At 52.9% G+C, this 21,082-nt stretch carries 13 protein-coding genes; 6 read left to right on the forward strand and 7 right to left on the reverse strand.

Annotated elements, in window-relative coordinates:
* Nucleotides 1-86: 86 nt before the first annotated feature.
* Both BLIJ_RS12305 and BLIJ_RS12310 read left to right on the forward strand, forming a co-directional pair.
* Nucleotides 87-1,214, forward strand: coding sequence for an acyltransferase (locus tag BLIJ_RS12305; RefSeq protein WP_012578604.1), 1,128 nt, complete (start codon nucleotides 87-89; stop codon nucleotides 1,212-1,214).
* Nucleotides 1,215-1,253: 39 nt separating this feature from the next.
* Nucleotides 1,254-2,924 (forward strand): DUF6020 family protein, encoded by a 1,671-nt coding sequence (locus BLIJ_RS12310; RefSeq protein ID WP_179106686.1) that lies wholly within the window; start codon nucleotides 1,254-1,256, stop codon nucleotides 2,922-2,924.
* 40 nt (nucleotides 2,925-2,964) lie between these two features.
* Here BLIJ_RS12310 and BLIJ_RS12315 read toward each other — a convergent pair whose 3' ends face one another.
* The 4 genes from BLIJ_RS12315 to BLIJ_RS12330 are packed head-to-tail and all read right to left on the reverse strand — an operon-like array spanning nucleotide 2,965 to nucleotide 9,878.
* On the reverse strand, nucleotides 2,965-4,653 hold the full coding sequence (locus BLIJ_RS12315; protein WP_012578606.1) for a DUF6020 family protein: 1,689 nt from the start codon (nucleotides 4,651-4,653) through the stop codon (nucleotides 2,965-2,967).
* A gap of 22 nt (nucleotides 4,654-4,675) precedes the next feature.
* Nucleotides 4,676-7,717 (reverse strand): DUF4422 domain-containing protein, encoded by a 3,042-nt coding sequence (locus BLIJ_RS12320; protein ID WP_012578607.1) that lies wholly within the window; start codon nucleotides 7,715-7,717, stop codon nucleotides 4,676-4,678.
* A gap of 59 nt (nucleotides 7,718-7,776) precedes the next feature.
* Nucleotides 7,777-9,042, reverse strand: coding sequence for an ABC transporter ATP-binding protein (locus BLIJ_RS12325; protein ID WP_012578608.1), 1,266 nt, complete (start codon nucleotides 9,040-9,042; stop codon nucleotides 7,777-7,779).
* Nucleotides 9,043-9,044: 2 nt separating this feature from the next.
* On the reverse strand, nucleotides 9,045-9,878 hold the full coding sequence (locus BLIJ_RS12330) for an ABC transporter permease (protein ID WP_014485196.1): 834 nt from the start codon (nucleotides 9,876-9,878) through the stop codon (nucleotides 9,045-9,047).
* Between the two features lie 138 nt (nucleotides 9,879-10,016).
* On the opposite strand from BLIJ_RS12330, the gene BLIJ_RS12335 reads away from it, so the two are divergent.
* The gene (locus BLIJ_RS12335; protein ID WP_014485197.1) at nucleotides 10,017-11,903 is read left to right on the forward strand and encodes a DUF4422 domain-containing protein; all 1,887 of its coding nucleotides are present in this window, start codon (nucleotides 10,017-10,019) and stop codon (nucleotides 11,901-11,903) included.
* A gap of 79 nt (nucleotides 11,904-11,982) precedes the next feature.
* Here the strand turns inward: BLIJ_RS12335 and BLIJ_RS12340 are convergent, their stop codons facing one another.
* Nucleotides 11,983-13,227, reverse strand: coding sequence for a nucleotide sugar dehydrogenase (locus tag BLIJ_RS12340; RefSeq protein ID WP_012578611.1), 1,245 nt, complete (start codon nucleotides 13,225-13,227; stop codon nucleotides 11,983-11,985).
* 345 nt (nucleotides 13,228-13,572) lie between these two features.
* Here BLIJ_RS12340 and rfbB point away from each other — a divergent pair, with 345 nt between their 5' ends.
* A complete protein-coding gene (gene rfbB / locus BLIJ_RS12345; RefSeq protein WP_012578612.1) occupies nucleotides 13,573-14,598 on the forward strand; it encodes a dTDP-glucose 4,6-dehydratase in 1,026 nt (341 codons plus the stop codon).
* Nucleotides 14,599-14,609: 11 nt separating this feature from the next.
* Here rfbB and BLIJ_RS14000 read toward each other — a convergent pair whose 3' ends face one another.
* Together BLIJ_RS14000 and BLIJ_RS12355 are read right to left on the reverse strand one after the other, a co-directional pair.
* Entirely contained in the window at nucleotides 14,610-15,839 is a 1,230-nt protein-coding gene (locus tag BLIJ_RS14000; protein ID WP_012578613.1) for an acyltransferase, read from the reverse strand.
* The gene (locus BLIJ_RS12355; protein ID WP_041982169.1) at nucleotides 15,839-17,932 is read right to left on the reverse strand and encodes a DUF4012 domain-containing protein; all 2,094 of its coding nucleotides are present in this window, start codon (nucleotides 17,930-17,932) and stop codon (nucleotides 15,839-15,841) included. Before BLIJ_RS12355 ends, BLIJ_RS14000 begins: the two co-directional genes overlap by 1 nt.
* 491 nt (nucleotides 17,933-18,423) lie before the next feature.
* Between BLIJ_RS12355 and BLIJ_RS12360 the strand changes: the two genes are divergently transcribed.
* Entirely contained in the window at nucleotides 18,424-19,914 is a 1,491-nt protein-coding gene (locus BLIJ_RS12360) for an ABC transporter permease (protein WP_012578615.1), read from the forward strand.
* Nucleotides 19,911-21,032 carry an ATP-binding cassette domain-containing protein gene (locus BLIJ_RS12365; protein ID WP_014485200.1) on the forward strand — a complete coding sequence of 374 codons (1,122 nt, stop codon included), beginning with the start codon at nucleotides 19,911-19,913 and terminating at the stop codon, nucleotides 21,030-21,032. Before BLIJ_RS12360 ends, BLIJ_RS12365 begins: the two co-directional genes overlap by 4 nt.
* Nucleotides 21,033-21,082: the final 50 nt, after the last annotated feature.

Below are 21,082 nucleotides of genomic sequence, written 5' to 3' on the forward strand. Positions count from 1 at the left end.
GCTCCCTGTGCAGAATGAAACGTGGAAGATGAAGAGTTGTGCGGACACGTGCGAATACAATCATTAGAGGGATGTGATACAAGCGAATGAAAAAACGTGTAGTCGGTTATGACATCATTAAGTGTATTGCAATGTTTTTTGTGGTAATGCTTCACTACTCGTTTTACACGAAATTCTATTCAGACGGACTCGCCGGAACGGCAATCACCGTATTATGCGTAGTGTGTGTGCCACTGTTCTTTGCCGTGAACGGCGCACTGCTTCTTCCCCGAGATATGAATACGGTGAAGCATTATCGGAAAACATTGAACATCATCATTGTGGTTACGATATGGAAATTGCTTGCCGCAACATTCTTCACCCTTGTTGACGGATCACACCCGGTGACATTAAAGAATCTCGCCATCTTCTTACTTGGCGGAGGATTTGGAGATTATCCGACTGGATATTTCTGGTTTATGAACGCTCTGATTGCAGTTTATTTGGTCTTACCCGTAATGAAGATGGCCTTTGATGCAGAACAGAAGATCGCATTCCATGCACTATTAGCGGTTTTGGCTGCTTTCACAGTGGGTAAGGATTCCCTGAAGCTAGTCCTACAGATGGCAGGAACCACAACAAATCATGATTTTGCTTCGATTGTAAATCCCCTTGGAGAATTCTACATCTTCGGCTCGTATGGATACGTTTTACTGTATGTCTTAGTCGGAGGTGTGATTGGAAGATATCTGAAGCAAACACGGGAAGAGAGTACCGATGGCAATGCTCTGCATTTTCTATCCAGAATCTCCCCAGGAAAAGCATGCGTCGGTATTGCAATCTGTTACACGCTAACACTGTTAATCCAACGATATCAACATGCCACACATGGCACTAATTTAACCGTGGACAATGGGTACTGGTTGTTACCAACATTCATTGCAACGGTACTGATCTTACTGACGTTAGGCCAAGCGGACATTCAAGGCACTGGGGCCAAGTTCTTCCAAATCGTCGGCATGAACACATTCGGCGTATACATGCTTCATCTAGCGGGACTCGTATTATTGAGCCGTTTGCAGTCGTTATCGTGGTTCGAATTCATGGGAACCATGAACTCAATTGCAGTGACTCTGCTAAATACATTATTGTGCGCATGTGTATTTGCTGCATGCCTTGCAACGTCCGCACTACTCCGGAATATTCCATATATCGGACGGTTGTTTACTTTGTGAACAAGCATGTATAGCCCCTATGGAGAAAAGAAAGCGACAATGAATCAGCTGAAAGCATTAAAGAGAATCGAGCCACGGATCTTAGTTCCACTGACTCTTGGCATAATGTTCGCCCTAGGGGATGAATCTTCCAACCCCAAAGGCTACATCATGCAGGGCAGAGAATCATTGATTGTAAAAATAGTGGTCTTCTGCGTCTTGTTCTGTGCATTGTTCCGAACCATGGACATTCTTATTCACAGAATATACGCCGCAAAAGATAGGTCGTGTGAGAGACATTGTTCAGGGTTCTTCGAGTATGGCTACGCCATAAAACCATGGCTGAAAAATGCGGCAATAATCGCTACATGTTGGCTGCCATATGAATTTTGGCTGTTTCCTGGTGTATATTGGTCGGACACTTCGAAACAACTTCTTATTCATTACGGGGCAGAACGATTCACTGACCACCACCCCTTCACCTTAACATACATCGTTGGCTGGTTCGCTGATTTCGGCCAACAAGTTTTTCACAATCCAATTTATGGATTATATTTATTGATTGCCATACAGCTTATTGCCGCACCATTAGTTTTCTCTTGGATGCTTCTGTATACAAGGAAGATGGGCATTCCGCAATGGTTATGCCACGTGGAATTGGCATTCTTCGCATTGTTCCCATTCTTCCCGGTGATGTTCTCTTCACTAGCAAAAGACACTATTTCCGTACTGTTTTTCATCCCCTTCTGCATACTGTTCATTGATGGTATTCGCACCAAGGGCACGTCTCTGGTGAGGCCGGGAACTATCATCGCACTGACATTATGCGGTTTGTTGACTTGTCTGACAAAGAAGGCAGGCATGTATGTGATAATCCCATCAATGCTGCTGATGTTTCTGATTGCAGGAGTATCAAAGAAAGCAAAGACCATTGCATTCGCCATTGGAACCGCGATTGCTGTTGTCATGATAATCATCATTCCTAAAACCGTCATGCCGACACTCGGCATCGCCCCGGGAGGTAAGCAGGAAACCATACCGTTTGCTATTCAGCAGGTTGCACACGATGTTAAGTATAATAATAAGGACATCACACCCCAAGAAAGAAAACTAATTTCTGATTTTTTAACCATCGATTACAAGAGTATTCCCACTGCATACGATCCGCAGATTGCTGATCCAATAAAGGGAACCAGTCTAAGGAATCCCGAACTCTTCAATGATTTCATTAAGTTGTGGCTTAAGAAGACTGCGGAACATCCAATTGGTCATCTTGAAGCATGGATGGGGCTGGTACATGGTTGGTTCAGCTTCTCCAACAATGATGGTTCGCCAAACGATATGGTGGTTTGCACTGAATCCGCATGGTATTACGAACCTATTCTGAAATATGTTCCGCAATGGCCACTGAAGGCGAACAGAAGCGATACCGCACGTTCCGTGTACAACATGGAACAGAGTCTGCCTATATTAAATGCCCTGTTCTCCCGTGCGTTATGGGCATCTATTCTGCCATGCTTCATGCTGTACCTAGCCTTACGGCGCGGTAAAGGCAAATGGAGCCGTGTGGCTTCAATGCTTCCAGTAGATATGTCATTCGCCTACCTACTGTTGGTGCCCACGTCCGGCATGGGCGGGGAGCCAACACGATATGTGCTACAGCTAATCTGTATCGCGCCATTATTCCTTGCATTTATGAGCACGACGACCAAGTCTGACACAATCAGGTAATCAACAATAAGAGGTGGGACTGCAATCCCACCTCTTATTGTCATTGTTCAGGCTCGCCTTGTTCCAGCAGGGACAATGAAATACAGAGGAACAATGGGAGCGTGTATACAAGCGGAAGCACGTAACGGACAGCCTCTCCATAGGCAGATGTAGGTCCCGCAACCAGTGTGAGCAGGGTAACCATGATCGGCATGTTGAGAATGAGCATACGCCACCAGCTTCTACTTCTCACTGAGACAAATATAAGGAAGAATGGCAGAATGGACGCCCATAACGATTTCTGGAACAGAACACCTGCTATTGGCAACGTTAGCAGCGTCTGTTCGTAAAATTTTCCAAAAGCCTGTCCGCCTTTAGTGGAGTCCGGCCATGACATGAACTGGTTCACTCCCGGATGATGATGAGAAGAGCCCGATAATACCACCATGCTATTCTGCTTCGCTCCGTCTTCTGAGGCAACGGCAAACGAAAACCAAGATGCAGAAAGGCCAGCCCAGCCAGCGGCCATATCCGTAGGATGCGTCAATAACTGGCGCAACCAGAGTTTCCCGAGTTTGTGAACGTCTTCCGGAGGAATACGTTGTCCTTTGATGGGGTCAGATACATACCAGCAATATGCCCCGCGCAAACGTTCAGTATCTTGTTGATATATTTCCTGAATTTCATCAAGCTCTTTATTACTAAGGGAACTCGGATGATTGCGCACGACATTCGCTACTTGCTGCATGGGAACAGCAAGCATTTCACTATTTTCCCCAGGTTCAATATGAAGAACCGGGAAAATGAATGTTGGAGCGATTAAACCTACAGTAAGATATGGAATAAGCGCGATGGCCACCACTCCCGCTTTCATAAGCCATGTCTTCACGATGAATGCCAGCAGCAGAAGACTGAGCATGATAACATACATGCCAGTTTTTTTGACGGCAGAAGCAAACACTATATCAACAATCAACAATACGTCAAATAAGGGTGATGCGAGGACATTACCTCTTGTCATCCATATCTCGCAGAACATGATTGAGAAGAAGACGAAAAGAGGTGTTGCAATAGTATCTTTTGCTAAACTCATTGCAAGACAAGGAAGAAATGGGAATAACGCAAAAAAAGCGATTACGATAAATCGTATCTTCCAAGGAACCTTGAATCGTGTAAGATAGCATGTCATTGAAGCAAGAGAAAGCGCAGAAACTGCTGCTTGCAAAATCACTAATATATATAATCCATATACAGCATTATCCAATAGGGATTTACCTAGGACGGCAAAGAACCCCAAGAGGTAAGTAAGCGCGAATGGATGGTGATCAGTAATTGGTGTGTTCGGATCAAAAAACTGGACAAGCTGCCATGAAGTATCAAGCCAATAGGTTCCAGGGAAAAATATGATAGCATAAGGAATCCAACATATACTGATTATTCCCCATGAGACTATGACAGACTTTAGCGACCAGTCGAGTTTAAGATGCTTGCAAAAGTCAAATGGCGTATCGAGGTTACAGGGATGTCTCTTTATTTTCTTTACCAGTTTTATGGCACTATGAAATATGATGACGAATAGTGCCGCAAAGAAGATGACATCCGCATAAAGGATGATGTTCCTTATCTCCAGCGTTCCTCCATGGACTCCAACAAAGGAACACACTCCGAACAATACGCCTAGAAGAATCGGCACAAGGTAGGCGACTCGTTTCGACGTTCTTACTGCTCGACCTTTTAAGCCTTTGTTCACAGTGATAACCTTCTCACCAGCGTCAACGCCTACCGCGGATTACACGCGCAACGGCTTTCAATACGTCGCGACGTCTGGAACCAATAGGCATCAATGGATCAACAAACTTACGAATCGGATTATCTTCACCAACTGCACGCTCATGCTTCGGCAAGAAAACTTCTTCTGGAATCTGTGGCTCGTTTGCCAGCACCACGCGCTTGATCAGACGTTCGTAGAACGGTGTTTCGCGGGCATAGCGCCAGTAGATCGAAGAGTAATCGCAATCCGGATCCACCCAAGGTTTCTGATAACCGGCGTAATGGATAATCTGCGGATTGCTGCGCGATTTTACGTAGGCGTCATAAACATCATTGGGTGCCTGCGTAAACAGGTTGCCAACGCGCCCACCACAATCGTGCACCACATTCCACTCCCACGGAAGGTATAGCACTTTGCCCTCGCAATATGCGTTCAACACATCCTGATCATTGTAGATGTAATTTGGGTTCGATGCGTAAGTGAGCCATTGCTCGATAGAGTAACGATTACGCATACCCTTCGTGTTGAGGACCAGCACTCCAGCTTGGAAGTAATCGTATGGATTCTTCATCTTCAGCACATCCTTCGCATATGACATACGCTTGCCGTGCTTCACGTTTAGGTTGCCAAGGAAGTCGATGTCGCGGACAGCCCCTAACAGGTTGTCCTGAAGATCGATGTCATACAGCTTCGCAATATCACCAACGATAATGATGTCGGAATCGAGATAGAGCACCTTGTCGTAATTCGGCAGGAGTTGCTGAATGAGGAAACGGTAGTACGTTTCGATACTGATATGCGCATTGTTTGTGGACAAATCGTAGCCAGACAGCTCACGTTTCACATTCAGGAACCGCAGACTCATGTTCGGAAACTGCTCGAAGAAGCGCCACATACGCTCTTGCTTGTCCCCTGCGATATCCTGCTGCAACACTACAACATCATAGAAATATGACGGATCAGCATTCTTCATAGCCGAATAAACCGTAGTGGTGAGCTGTGGAACATAATTATCATCCGCGGCGAACACGACTGGAACGATCGGCTTGTCGAACACATCAAGCGGCTTCAGCTCTTCAGCGGGTTCTGGATTGGTGAAGTGTACGCACTGCAGTTCTTTGAACCGCCAGTTGGAATCGACGCGCTTGTGGTGTAGCAGGTAGATGTTCAGCAGACGCTCGGAAAGATGCCCGGGCGTGCGCAGGGCTTCCCTGCTGTAGTGGCTGTAGTCGGTGTTCCTGTCGAATTCCTCAAGGATTGGGAACATCCAGGAGCAATAGTCGAAGAAGATTTCCCTCTTCATGATGAACATGTTGCAGAAGCAGGCTTTGTTGCCCTCGAAGAAGGCCTTCGCATCCTCCTTGTAATCGGGGTACATGCTGCACAGGATCTGATAGCAACGCTTCAGATCATCATCGTAAAGCAAGGGAGCAGCCTCCCACAATGCACGCGGAGTCCCATGCTTGTCAATGATTTCCTCAAGATTGCCGAAGGGTGTGGTGATAACATCGTACTGCTTGACCACTTTGGCGATGTTGGCATCGTTGAGACCATATTTTCGTGCGGCTTTCGCATCGATATAGTCATCCATGATTTCGCCATACGGATTCTCCTCATGCGGGGTTTCGGAGAAATCGAAGTACCTGCGGTAATGGCAGAAACCGTAGTAATCGGCGTTGATGTTCTTCCATGCCCAGTATTGCGTAGTGAGTTCGCAATAGCGTGGATTGCGTTCGGAAATGTTTTCTCCGTCATCATCATGGAACGCCCAAGGGAAACGGTAGCTGCCCTCGCGCAGGCCTACCTGTACAGGCTGCATGATGACGCTATCGAAGGTGTCGACGTTCTTATGCGTGGTGACGAAGAGACGAATGCGTTGCTCGTTGTACTTCTGGAACGTTTCCGTATTGCAGGTCTTTTCAGTGAGCTCAGACATATGATGGGTGGCGACCTGTTTCATTTCATGGAATCGGATAGAATCTTCGGATATCTGATCGGCGGGAACGGTGATGGCATTGGCCATTGCGAGCCAGTTCGGTAAAGTATTGTCCGGGGCAATCAATTGATCTGCGGAAAGCAGAGCGTAGGCTTTATCACGTACGAAGCGGTAAATCTCTCGACCGGTGATTGCCGGGCCGAAGACCTCCTGCATGGATTCCAACGCTTCGGCTTTCTCATCTTCGGGGATACGAACAGCCCAGTCGTTCGCGAGAATTTCGGTGGCTTTACGCTGGAATCCCTGTGCACATGAACGCAACATGTCGGAATGCTGTGCGTCGGCGAACTCGTATGACGCATCGAAATCCGCCTTGAAATGTTCACAGTACTTTGCGTATTTCTTTGCGCTGATGGTGTTGGTTCCGCTGATGCCTCGTCCGTAGTAATACACGTATCCGCGGCAGTGTTTGCAGGAATGGTAGGTCTTCGCGAAGGCGGAAACGACAAAACATTCATAGCCGTCCTGGGAACGTCCGAGCCTGTCCTTGGTCATCGCGGCAAATGCTTGCTTGAGGATGGAAGTCTTGTAGAGGCGCTGGGTTACGCGCCAATCCACTTTGTAACCTCGGGACTCATCGAAGATATCGCGAACGATATCCTCTCCCGATGAATCTGGTATCTCGGTATTGTTGAATGCTTCAAATGCTTCCTGTTCGGATTGCAGAAGGTCATTGGCACCGATTACCGTCAGACCATAATGAAGAATATCTACGGGGTGCTGAGACAATTCCTGCACGAGCTGTTCGCACATGTCAGGTTTCAGTGCATCATCACCGTCAAGGAAGAACGTGTATTCTCCGGTAGCGGCCTCTGCTCCGGCCATGCGAGTGCGATGAGTGCCCATGTTAGGATTGTTGGCAATCACGCGAATGCGGGGATCCTGCGTGGCGGCAGCCTCTGCGATCTGGGCCACGTCGTCGGTACTCGCGTCATTGACTACAATTGCCTCGATGTCGGAGAACGTCTGATTCCGTACGGAATCAAGGCATTCCTGCAAGTACGAACCTACGTTGTAGGCAGGAATGACAATTGAAATCTTAGGCATTGATTCTTCCTTCAGGGAGCATTGATTTGCAATATTGATGCTAGATGACCTTTACATATTTAATCGTCATAAGAAATGAGATGCATTCGCATGGCACGGTCATTCAACAAGGCATAATCTCTCGTATTAGCTTTATCTCTGACAGCGAAAAGCAAAGAATTATCGTCATTAGTATAAGCAATCATATCCGTTCGCTTATCATCTTCTAAGTTCTCAGTACGGAAAGAACCTACAAGACGAAATTCGCCGTTATTAAACAAAGCGAGGGGCATATCCATGTGTAAAATATGATGACCCTTCTGAACTTTGAGGTTCTTCTGACCTGAATCATAGGGGATTCCGCCACGTTTAATATCGTTCATTGCAATTGCGATGTAGCCGTCATCGTCATTGTATTCGTATTCAATGTCGAATTTGAAAGTATCAGAACAATTAGCAACAGTTGGTGAAACCGGAATGAATCGGAATGTGGGGACACGGTCGTTGAGTCCTTCTGGATGTTCATTCTTTTTCGGACGACTGTGCTTTTGGTCACTTCTGATGTTTTCGAGAGTGTATTGATCAGCAACTGAGTCTTTATCTCCTGAAGCAATGATATTGCCATCTTTGATTAAGATAGCTTTATTGCAATAACGTTTCACTGCGTCCATGGAATGCGTGACCAAAATAACAGTTTTTGTCGGATCCCTCTTGATTTTAGTGAAGAAATCATCGCATTTGCGCTGGAACGCCTCATCGCCGACGGCGAGCACTTCGTCGAGTACCAGAATGTCACCTTGTGCCTTAATGGCTACGGAGAAAGCGAGACGGACCTGCATGCCGGAAGAATAGTTCTTGAGCTTCTGATCCATGAAATCCTCAAGCTCGGCGAATTCCACGATGTCATCGTACATGGCATCGATTTCCGTGCGGGTGAAGCCGAGCAACGCGCCATTCAGATACACATTTTCACGGCCGGTCAGCTCAGGGTTGAATCCCACGCCAAGTTCAATGAACGGGACCAGCTTGCCCTTGACGGTGACGGACCCCTGCTCCGGAGTGTAAATCTGAGAAATAATCTTCAACAGTGTGGACTTTCCGGATCCGTTACGCCCAACAATGCCGAAAAAGTCGCCCTGCTGCACCTCGAAATTGATATCGCGCAGCACATGTTGCTCGGTATAGCCTTTGATGCCCTTCGTCCAATTCAGAAACGCCATCTTCAGGCCGGTCGCCTGCTCGGTGGGTAAACGGAACATCTTGGCCACATGGTCGACCTTGAGCACCACAGGACGTTCGTCCACGGTTTTCTCCTGCGTCTTCTCAGCCATTGCAACTTCAGCCATAATCAGAGCACCTCCGCGAACTTGGAGCTGTACTTGCGGAACACATGAATACCTAGGCACAAAATAAAAACAGACAACGCATATGGCAGCAGGCACAGCAGCCTGTTATCGACCATGGTCCACACTGTTGGCACGTATTCCGGGGAAAGCAGATTGTGACGAATATCCATGATTATCTGTGTGGAAGGATTCAGCATGAGCAATTTACCAGCCCATGCGAACTCCGGATTATTGGCCACCATCGAAATCGGGTAAATTATAGGCGTGGCGTAGAACATGGCTTGCAGCACGACCTCCCATATATGCGCCACATCACGGAAGTACACGAACAGCGAGGCGAGCAGCAATGCCACGCCCAATCCTAAGCAATACAGCTGAATGATGTTGAACGGCACGAGCAACACGCGCCAGGTGTAGTGCGCATGGGCGAAGAAGCCGAACAGGAGCACCACGCATAGGTTGATGCCCAACGAAATCATAGAACCCATCGTGGTGGACGCCACGATGATGTAATTCGGGAAGTGTACTTTGCGTAGCAGATCACCACGTCCAACGATGGATTGCATGCCCATGCTGGTTGATTCGGAGAAGAAGCTCCACAAACAGGTACCGCATAGCAATGAAATCGGGAAGGTTGGGGTGCCATCCGAGAACTTCAGGAACTTCACGAACACCACATACATCACGGCGAACAACATCAACGGCTTCAGCACGGACCATACCATGCCCAGGAATGATCCCTGATAGCGCAGCTGGAAGTCGGTCTTCACCAGTTCCTTGAAAACCACCATCGCGTAGTGGTACCTCTTCTTGAGGCTCTCAAAAAAATCTTTCACGAACATTCCATCCTACTAGTGCGAAGCGTTTGGACGCAAAATCATGTGGCAGTGCGGTTGATGCGCTCTCCTTCGACAGTACTCTCATATATTCTAGTGAGGAAAGGACGTTTGTCTTAGTAAGGCGGAATATCTCACATGGTTCTCACAGCGGAACAGCACCATTCGAACATCCGAATCTTCGTGTCGGCACATAAGCAGGCCACGTTTCCCAAGGGGGAGAGCATTCTTCCGATGCAGGTAGGCGCCGCTCACGCCACGACCCGTTTCCCGAACACCTTGCATGACGATGAAGGCGAGAACATCTCTGCCGAAAATCCGCGGTATTGCGAGCTGACCGCGCAATACTGGGCTTGGAAGAACGAAGATGCCGATTATTACGGTTTCTGCCACTATCGTAGATATTTCGATTTCACGGATACCCCACATAAGGAAAACGATTACGGCGAAATCATTGACTCATATATTGATAGTCGCACGATTGCCGAATATGGCATCAACGACAAGGCGATCGCACATGCAGTGGACGGATGGGACATCATCACCACACCATTGAACGATGTTCGTCGTATCGGCGGATTTTCAAACCTTAAACAGCATTGGGACGCCGACGAGCATCTGCGGCTGAATGACTTACGCCATATGTACGACATTCTGTGCGAGCGGCATCCCGATTACAAGATGGATGCCGATGCCGTACTCAACGGCCGCACCGCAGCATTCTGCAATATGTTCATCATGAGGAAAGAAATCTTCTTCGAATACAACGAGTGGCTATTCCCATTGCTTGACGAATTCGCAATGACCACCGACTTCAGCAAGATGGACATGCAGACCACGCGCACCGTCGGCCATCTCTCCGAACGGCTTTTGAACATCTTTATCGCACACAAGCAGCGCACCGGCGCAGACTGGAAAATCAAACGACTGCAATGCGTGCATTTTCTGCATCCAGAGCCGAACGCGATACTGGAACCGGTAGGGCAGGAGCGTGGACGTGTGGTGCCGGTGGTGTTCGCCGCGGACAACAATTACGTCCCGATGCTCACCACCACCATCTATTCAATGCTGAAGAACGCTTCCACGAATCGTATGTATGACGTGATCGTACTAGAACGAAACATAACCGACGAGAACAAGCGCTACATGCGGCAGTTCTTTGCAAGGTTCTCGAATGCCCTGATTCGTTTCTTCGACGTGAACCGCTATCTCGCCGGATTCAATCTCACTACCAGCAATGCGCACATCAGCATTGAAACATATTATCGTTTCATCATTCAAGAAGCGTTGCCATTCTACTCGAAGCTGCTGTATCTGGACTGTGACCTGGTGGTCAATGGCGATATCACCGAACTATTCGATACCGAACTCGGAAGCAACGCTATCGCTGCAGTACCAGATATTGATTTCATTGGAAATCTCAACATGAAGAACGGTGAGCGTGCTGAATACGTTCATAAACAGTTGCACATGCGTGACGCATATGGCTACTTCCAAGCCGGTGTATTGGTAATGAATCTCGACCGCATGCGCAAGATTCACACAGTGCACGAATGGCTAGAAATCGCTTCCAGACCGGGATACATATACAATGATCAAGACATTCTTAACGTAGAGTGTGAAGGTCTTGTCACATATTTGGATTATTCGTGGAACGTGATGCACAATTGTGCAGGCCGCATTGCTGGAGTGTTCGATTTCGCACCTGCCTCCATGTACAAGGCGTATATGCAATCACGTAATACGCCAAAAATTGTGCACTACGCGGGCTTTGATAAACCATGGGAAAATCCATGGTGCGATTTCGCACCGCTGTACTGGAGCTATGCGTGTGAAACGCCATTCGCGGCACAAATGGTTGCCGCAATGAGCGGCGTGGAACGCCCCGCCCCACCAGAACACCACGAACGCGCAATTGCCGAAGACAGCCCTATGCGCAAGTATGTGGATGTGCTGGCTCCGGTCGGCTCCAAACAACGAGAACTGCTGAAAGTGATAGCGCGCAAGGCGCAGGGCAAACGGTGAGACAGGCAGACAAGTCACCGGTTGTTGACGGGGGCTTCGTGTCCTCGTCAACAACCGACCATGGTTTCACAGGGAAGAATTAGTCCCTGCGAAACAGATCGCGGGTGTAGACCTTGTCGCTCACGCCCAGCAAATCGTCATTCCAACGGTTGGCTACGATGGCAGACGAGCGGGTCTTGAAATCAGCGAGATCATGGGTAACCTCACTGCCATGGAAATTGGATTCGCGCAATGTGGGCTCATAGATGAGTACGGGGATGCCGTTCGCTTTGAACTGCTTCATAACGTCTTGGATGGCGGACTGACGGAAATTATCGGAACCGGACTTCATGGTCAATCGGTAGATACCGATGATAGGGTTCTGAACATTCCTGACAAGTTCCATCACCTCAGAGGCTACGAATTCCTTGCGGGTACGATTTGCGTCTACAATGGCCTCAATGAGGTTCTGCGGAACCTGACTGTAATTGGCTAACAGCTGTTTGGTGTCCTTCGGTAGGCAATATCCGCCATAGCCGAAGCTGGGGTTATTATAGCCGTCACCGATGCGGGGATCGAAGCAAACACCCTCGATGATTGCACGCGTGTTGAGTCCACGGCTTTCCGCATAAGTATCCAGTTCATTGAAATACGCCACACGTAACGCTAGATATGTGTTGGCAAATAGTTTGATGGCCTCAGCCTCGGTGACGCCCACCACCAATGTGGGAATTCCGGTGCTGCCATCATGATTAACGCGAGACATCTCAGCGGGATCAGCACCTTCAACGAGCAGGGACGCGAATCGACGTGCCGCTTCGACAGACTCAGTATCATTCTGCGGGGTGCCGACGACGATGCGGCTTGGATGCAGATTGTCGTACAACGCGTGTCCTTCACGTAAAAATTCGGGGGAAAAGAGAATACGATCATCCTGAAGGTTCTTACGTAACTGTTGCGTATATCCAACCGGTATGGTGGATTTGATGATAATCCAAGCATTCGGCGCATATCGTCTGACCGATGTAATCGCCGCTTCGACACTGGACGTATCGAAGTAATTTTTCTTTTCGTCATAGTTTGTCGGCGTGGCGATCACCGCGAAATCAGCATCTCTATATGCCTCCTGCGGATCTAGCGTGGCATGAAAGTCAAGTATTCTTTCGCCAAGAGTGCTTTTTTCCAAGAAATCAGTAATTACAGAATCGACAATAGGACTTTTCCCATTGTTTAACTGCTCGACTTTCTCGGGAATGATGTCGAGTGCATGAACTTCATTGTGCTGAGCGAGCAGCAAAGCGACAGACAATCCAACGTAGCCAGTCCCTGCAACCGCAATCTTCATAGTGCCAGCCTTTCCTTACGCAATCCTAAGATATTGTAGACGCAGGTCACTGCAACGAATCAACGTAGCCAGCATCTTCCAAATCGCACATGCCGACGTTCATCCTGTACGGGCGAACCGGTAACCAATGCACATTTCTTGATGGGTCTTGCAGAACGACGAGCGAATACGGCTAAGGAGCATCCCGAAAACGTAATTATCGCGTCATTCATGAAAATCAAAACACGTCAGCTTCCAAGGACAGAAGAGGCACGAAAAGCTCGCACGGACGCAAGATGGCGTCCGCACCCGGACCCGAACCCCGCAGCAGTTGGCATGCGACGGTATGCTGGAATGGTGAACAGCATGGCGTGCGGCGGCGTATTCGAGCCGCGTAATATTCTGGTGACTGGCGGATGCGGCTTCATTGGCGCGAACTTCGTGCGATACGTGGCGCGGAACCATCCGCACGTGCACATCACCGTGCTCGACAAGCTGACGTACGCCGGCAATCCGGAGAACATCGCCGGCCTGCCGCCGTCGCAGGTCGATCTTGTCGTCGGAGACATCTGCGACGTCGCGCTGTTGGAGCGTATCGTGCCCGGTCATGACGCCATCGTCCACTTCGCCGCGGAATCGCACAACGACAACTCCATCGCCAATCCGGAACCGTTCATCCGCACGAACGTGGAAGGCACGATGCGGCTGTTGGAGGCCGCCCGGAAACACGACGTGCGCTTCCACCACATCAGCACCGACGAGGTATACGGCGATCTGGCGTTGGATGATCCGGCGCGTTTCACGGAAGACACGCCGTACCACCCTTCAAGCCCGTACAGTGCCTCGAAGGCGTCGTCCGACCATCTGGTGCGCGCATGGGTGCGTACATACGGCCTGCGCGCCACCATCTCCAACTGCTCCAACAACTACGGCCCATACCAGCATGTGGAGAAGTTCATCCCACGGCAGATCACCTCCATCATGGAGGGCGCGCGGCCGAAACTGTACGGCACCGGCGAGAACGTGCGCGACTGGATACATACTGAAGACCACTCCCGCGCGGTGTGGGCGATCCTCACCCGCGGGCGCATCGGCGAAACGTATCTGATCGGAGCTGATGGCGAGATGAGCAACATCGCCGTGCTGCGCATGATCCTGCGGCTGATGGGCCAGCCGGAGGATGCGTTCGACTGGGTGCGGGACAGGCCCGGGCACGACAGGCGATACGCGATCGACGCATCCAAACTGCGCGCCGAACTGGGCTGGTCGCCGATGCACACCGACTTCGCCGGCGGACTGCGCAACGTCATCGATTGGTATGCGGAACACCGCGACTGGTGGGCGCCGGCCAAGGAGGCCACCGAGGCCCGCTACCGCGCGCAAGGGCAGTGAAACGACGGCTGCTACAGGCGGCCCTTCCGCGGCAGAGCGACGTTGCGCAGCAGACGCTGCACAGGCTTAAGCACCACGGTATCGGCAATCACCGCAAATAGCAGCGCCACCAACAGCGTGGCGGCGAACATCAGCACGCTGATGCCCGCGTACGACCATCCATCCGTGGGCGCGGGAATCCGCGGGCCGATCAGCACCTTGGACAGGGGCGAATGCACCAGATAGATCGTGTAGGAGTACCCCGCCAGCCAGGTGATCGCCCTGCGCAGCCGCGCAGACGCCGGATGCACGTCGTACCGGAAGAACAGGAACACCGCGGCCACCACCACCGCGAAGGAAACCGTGAGCGTGCGGCCCACCTGGATCTGCTGGCCGGCGAACAGGTACGGCGTGGCGACGGTCCAGGCCAGGGCGAACGGCGCCAACGCGTACAAACCGCGCCGCGCCCGCGTGGACGGCGGATAGTATTCCAGCACGAAACCGAGCAGATAGTAGACCAGCAGTCCCCGCCAGGGGAACGACTGCAGGAACGTCAACGGGTATCCGGCAAGATTGCAGATCTGCTCGGCGGCGGCCACGGCGGCGGCCAGACCGATCAGCAGCCAGGCACCCGATCGGCCTATCGTACGCATCATCGCGGCCAGGAACGGCGTCGCCAGCACAAACCCGGCAAGCATGAATACGAACCAATAGACGGAATCGTCATACCCGGAGAACAAATCGAACAACGTTCCAGACACAGCGCCGCCAACCGAACGATGATCAATCACCAGGTAGGCGACGAATCCCATGCCGCCCGCATACAGCAGATACGGCACAATCAGCGAGACGAACCGTTTGTAGTAGTAGCGCACGTACGGCGCGAGGCTACCGGGATCGGCTTGGCCGGCACCGCCGCCTGTCCGGGCATCAGAGCCAGAACCCGGCAGGTTGCCCAACGAGCGGGTGCTCCCCAGCCGGCCGGCGTCGCACGTCAGGTTGAACCGGCCGGACACCATGATGAACAGCGGATTGCAGACCATGAACAACGCGAACAGCACGGATCGCACCGTTTCCGCGCCGCCGGTGAGAGCCATCTTGACGGGCATGTAGTTGTTGATCACGTGGACGCCGATGACCAGGCACATCGCCACCACGCGCAACAGATCGTAGTTCACGTCGCGCGGCCGGCCGGCGGCACCGACAGCACCGGTTGTACCGGTCGTACCGGCGGCGTCGGAAACGGAATCGGGCATGGTCATCACATGGATCCCGCCAAGGACTTCAGATCGACCGGGCAGCTGATCTGGCTCTTCAGATTGTCCAAGGTGTCCAGGCCGGCCGCGGGATCGGAGGACGCGCCCTTATGCGCGTCGTTCTTGCCGCCGTTCGCACCATCGGCGCCGTTCGCACCATTGGCGCCGTTCGTATCCGCCGAGCACTCATCAGTCACCTTGCCGTTGGAGCCCGTCTCGATGCCATCCGCATTCACCACCGGCGTGGTTACCGCGTTCAGTGGATGTGTGGCATCGCTGCTGACCCGAACGGTATAAGCAATCGTCAATTCTTTTCCGGGCTCGATCCACTGCTGGTTGAACATAATGTACTGACGGTCATACAGGCTCGCGGTGTTGGTATCCCATGAATCTATATCAGCCTGCACAGCGGTGATTTCGCCACCGTACGGGGCGGTAAGCACCACGCGGTACAACATGCCGCCGAGCACTGGATTCTCCGAGCCGCCATTAACGAAATCAGGCAACGATTCGGCCTTAGCCTTAGTCAGCGTGTTCTTCATGGTGAAGGTGACCGTGTATTCGTCACCGAGCTGATCTTCCGTAAACTGACCCAGCTGCGTGTTACGCACGGCTGTCGTGATGCGCTTATCCAGCACGCCAGAATACAGGGCGTTCTGGCTGGCCGAGACGTCACCGCAAGTCTTTGTGACCGTGGTGGAGGTCTTCAGATACCAATCCTGCTTGCCTTGCTGCAGCTCCGAAAGATAGATGCCGGTTTCAGGCACCTGACTGTCAGCAGACAGCTCACCACTGGCCTTATCGTCGATAAGTCCGGTGGCAATCAGCGCCTCCTGCTCATCCGGATCAGCCATCCATAGCTTGAAATGACCGCTAGCGCTGGTATCTCTGATTGCCTTCAACAGCGGGGATGCGGTAGAGGCATTCGCGTTGCCAAGCACGTGGTTCATGATCGCCTGCGCCGCTTCGGAAACGAAGTTGTTCTGCTGCTCGAAGTCCGGGTAATCCGTGTACAGGTCTGAAGCGAAGAACGGCACCGTGGTGGTGCCATCCAGCACTCGGCCGTCCGAAAGCTTGACCTTGCCTGTGGCTCCCAGCAATGCCTGGAGGAATACGGGATCGAATGACAATACACCCGCTACGTTCTCGTCTTCGTGGCCTTTCTGATACAGCCACATGTATTTGTTCATCTGTGCCACACGCTGGAATTCGGGGTCGATGGTCGTGGTGGCCGGGTACTGGTCAAAAGTGTCGCCAAATACCTGGCGCTCCTTCAGCACCGTAGCATCCATCGGCTTCTCAGGAATGTCCCAACCAGAAGTGGTGGCGAAATCACCGATGGTAATCGTGCCCTTATCTGCCGTGATTGCGGCGATGGTGCCCACCATGCCGCCCGCCGAACGCAGCTCGGCCGGGTTCTGCACCATCACCAAATACGTGCGCTTGCCGTCCTCGCCAAGCAGTTGCGGTAGCAAGTTAATGAGGCCATCGTATTCGCTGAGCATCGAATCCACGGTCTTGAGCGCAGCCTTTTCGGATTCGAGCACGGTGGCCACCTTGGCGACGCTCGGAGTCGGCACCTTGTTGAGCTTGGTGAGCTGCTGCGAGATATCCTTATGCGCCTGCTTGACGATATTCGGCATATCCATCAGGGCGCTGACGTCCACCGAGCCATTCTTCAGGGAGAAGCCCTGCAATCGTTTGGACAGGTTCAGCAGATCAGTGAACGGACCGTTGACCAGCGTATCCACGGAAGCCAGCATTTCGCGGGCAGCGGTGATGTCGCTGCCAAATCGCGAATGGTCGCGGAAGAAGTCCCACTGCGGGCCGTTCAGCTCCTCGTTGAGATCATTGGTGGCATTGACCAACTCTTGGGAGATGTCCGACAGACTCTTATCGCTGCCGCAGCCAAGTGCCGAATTGGCCAGACCTTCGGCGGATGTCAGCACACGCTGTGCATCCGTGGCCATTCTCGAGACGGATGCCGCGTAGAGCGTGCCCACACAGGTGACGCTGGCCAGCAACGTCAGCAGCAGTACAACCACCACTCGCGCCCATATCGGTGTACGGCTGACCAGCGAACGGCCGTTGCCACCCACGTGCTGGGGAGTCTTCAGGTTTACGGGACCCGTCTGCTGATTTGCAGCGCTATTCGTAGATGCGGAGCGATTGGATTTCCCGTTACCGGCATGGCGGCTTCTCCTACGCCCCACAGCCTTATGGCTCGAATGCCCTGAAGTGAATCGCATACTTATCCTACCCGAAAATCTGCTCGGCTCATACTCTTATCCAACGGCGCAAGGCCACGCTTCCGGATGCCGGACTCCGGGCGAATCCGGAATCGCAGACATGCCGGAGCACACGTGACGCCACGCATATCTCATGCCAGTGTACCGATGCCACCGAAATAGACCGAGGGTTTATCCCATACCGAGTGCAAATCCCCTCATGACCACCACATCGCTGTCAGAATGTTCTCAGACTTCATTGAGGGGTATAACAGTATTGCGCAAGAAAACGGTCACTAAACGCAACAATAGTTAAAGCCGTATTGATCTGTTCGGCTTAGGAGAACGGGAGAGGTAATTACATGTTCGTCCTCAGCAACGCCTGGCGGGCCCTGACACATTCTAAAGGACGTACGGCCCTGACCGCGTTCATCACCTTGGCGGTCACCTTCGGCACAGTCGCCGGACTGGCCATCATTCAAGAAGATACCAACGCACACACCACCGCGTACGATCAGCAGAAGGCCACGTTGGCCATTCGCCCGACTGCGGCTACGTGGAAGAAGGTCTCCGCTACCGATCAGTCCTCCACCAGGCATTACATGACGTGGTCCACCTACAACGAGTACGCCGCGCTCATCCAGTCGGCCGTCAGCTCGCTGAACTTCACGTTCACCGAGACCGCGCCGGCGCGCGTGAACGGCGACCTGAAGGCCCTCGACGGCGGTTCGCTGGGCACGGCCGGAGACGATGCGACCGGCGGACGGCTCATCTGGCGGGCGTTCTGGACCAAGGACGCCGCCACGGCCAGCGACCTCGGCGCCTACGCCATCGTGGACGGCAAGAACCTGACCTACGACACCCAGTCCTCCAACCCGGACGCCACCAGCGCACTGGTGTCGAAGGCGTTCGCCTCCGCCAACGGCCTGAAGGTGGGCGACACGTTCAAGGTGGCGACCGCCTCGGATCCCTCGACCACGGCCGAACTCAAGGTGCGCGGCATCTACCGGTACACGTCCGGATCCACCGTCGACAATCCGGTGACGGCCGCCCGCAACCGCGAGAACGCGATCTTCACCGCCTATCCGGCCTTCTCCAAGGCCGGACTCGACCCGCAAAGCGTCGACCAGAACACCCCCGGCTGGAAAGTGCCCGACCTGGACGTGACGTTTGACGTCAACAGCCCCGCCACATACCGGGCCTTGGTCGCCAACCTCAAGAAGGCCAAGCTGCCCGCCAAGGGTTACGCCGTGTCCTCCCCCTCGCTGGAGGCCTACACCGCCTCGCTGAAGCCGTTGGACAAGCTGGCCTCGCGGGCGAAGACCTATACGGCCATACTGGCCGGCGTGGGCGTCGTGCTTCTGCTCGTCATCGTGCTGTCAGGCGTGTGGGCGCCCAAGCGTGACGACGAGATCGGCATGGCACTGGTGTCCGGCGTCACTCGCGGGCGTTTGGGATGGCAGTTCATGCTGGAAGTGTTCATCGTCACCCTGCCCTTCTACGTAATTGGCCTGGTCGGAGGCGCGTTCGCCGCCAAGCCGATCGGACCTGCTCTGGCATCCGGCCATGCCATCCCGGTGACATCGGACCTGATTTGGACCATGGTCTGGTATGGACTGGGTTCAATCCTGATCCTGGCGATTCTTGCCGCCCTGCGCCTTGCGTTCTTCAGCGCGAACAAGCTGTTCGCCGCCGATGGCGACTGGGGCACCGTGAGCGAGACTGAGACGATCGAAACGGCCGAAACCACTGGCGCTGCTGAGACCGATGAAGCTGCTGAGGCCACCGCTCATGATGCTGGCGAGGCCAATAAGACGACCACCACAACCGACGATGCGGAGGCACAGGCATGAGCGACAAGAACAACGATCAGGAACTCGAGAAGACCACTGACGCAACGGCTGACGAAGCGACTTCTGAGACTGAGACGAACGACGCCATTGAATCCGTTCCAGCTGACTCCGTGCAGTTCAGCGTGACCTTCGATGACGTTGATGACGAAGGCACTGTTGACGATGGTATTTACAGCGCACTGGCATCTGCCGAAACCGGAGCAACCGACGAGACCAGCGAGGCCGAAGCAGACGCCATCGCTTCGGCCAACGCATCCGCCGAAGTGACCGAGCGCAATGCCGCCCGCGTCAACGAAACACTCCGACTGGCCAAAACCGATCACAAAGACGCATTGGCCGAGCATGCGGAGCCTCAGGGCAAAGCGACCGATCCCACCATGACGCTGGCCTCGCGTATCGATCGCGTGTTGGTGGGCGGCGGTTCCGACGACATTCTGCTCAAGACCTACCCGACCTTTGCCCTGAACAAGGTGACGGTCGCCGGCCCCAAGGGCAAGGTCAACATCCTCGATGACGCGAATTTCTCCTGCTATTCCGGGCACGCATACGCGCTGCTGATCAGCGACGACCCCGATTCGGGCATCACCGCCGACGCCAAGCGTCGCGCGCTGATGGGCGTGATGAGCGGTTTGACCACGCCGGCGTCTGGCACGGTGATGAACAAGAGCGCCAACATTGTTGAGCTCGAGCCCGTGGAACTACGCGGCCACCGTCTGGGCATCGTACCGCAGCTGCACGCCGTGCAACCGAATCTCGACGCCGAACAAAACGTGCGGTACGCCATGAATGCGTCCAACCGCAACTTCCTGAAGCCCAAGCCGGTGATCGCCCGCGAACTGCTGGCCAAGGTCGGCTTCTCCGAGGCCACCAGCGGCGTGGCCGTCGGCACGTTGCCTTTGGTGCAGCAGCGTTTGGTGGCCATCGCCCGTGCAATCAGCACCGAGGCCGAAGTGCTAATCCTCGACGAGCCGACACGAGGGCTGAACGCGGATGACGAGGTGACCGTGTTCGCCGCGCTGGCCAAGCTGGCGCACACCGGTGACCCGAAGCATTGCGTTATCGTGCTCACTGCGTCACGCGAGATCGCCGAAGCAGCCGACACACTCTTCAAGATCTGATGTTCAGACCATAGAACCCCTGTGATTCGTATTGCCGAATCACAGGGGTT

Origin of the sequence: Bifidobacterium longum subsp. infantis ATCC 15697 = JCM 1222 = DSM 20088 (assembly GCF_000269965.1) — a bacterium.
GTDB lineage: Bacteria > Actinomycetota > Actinomycetes > Actinomycetales > Bifidobacteriaceae > Bifidobacterium > Bifidobacterium infantis.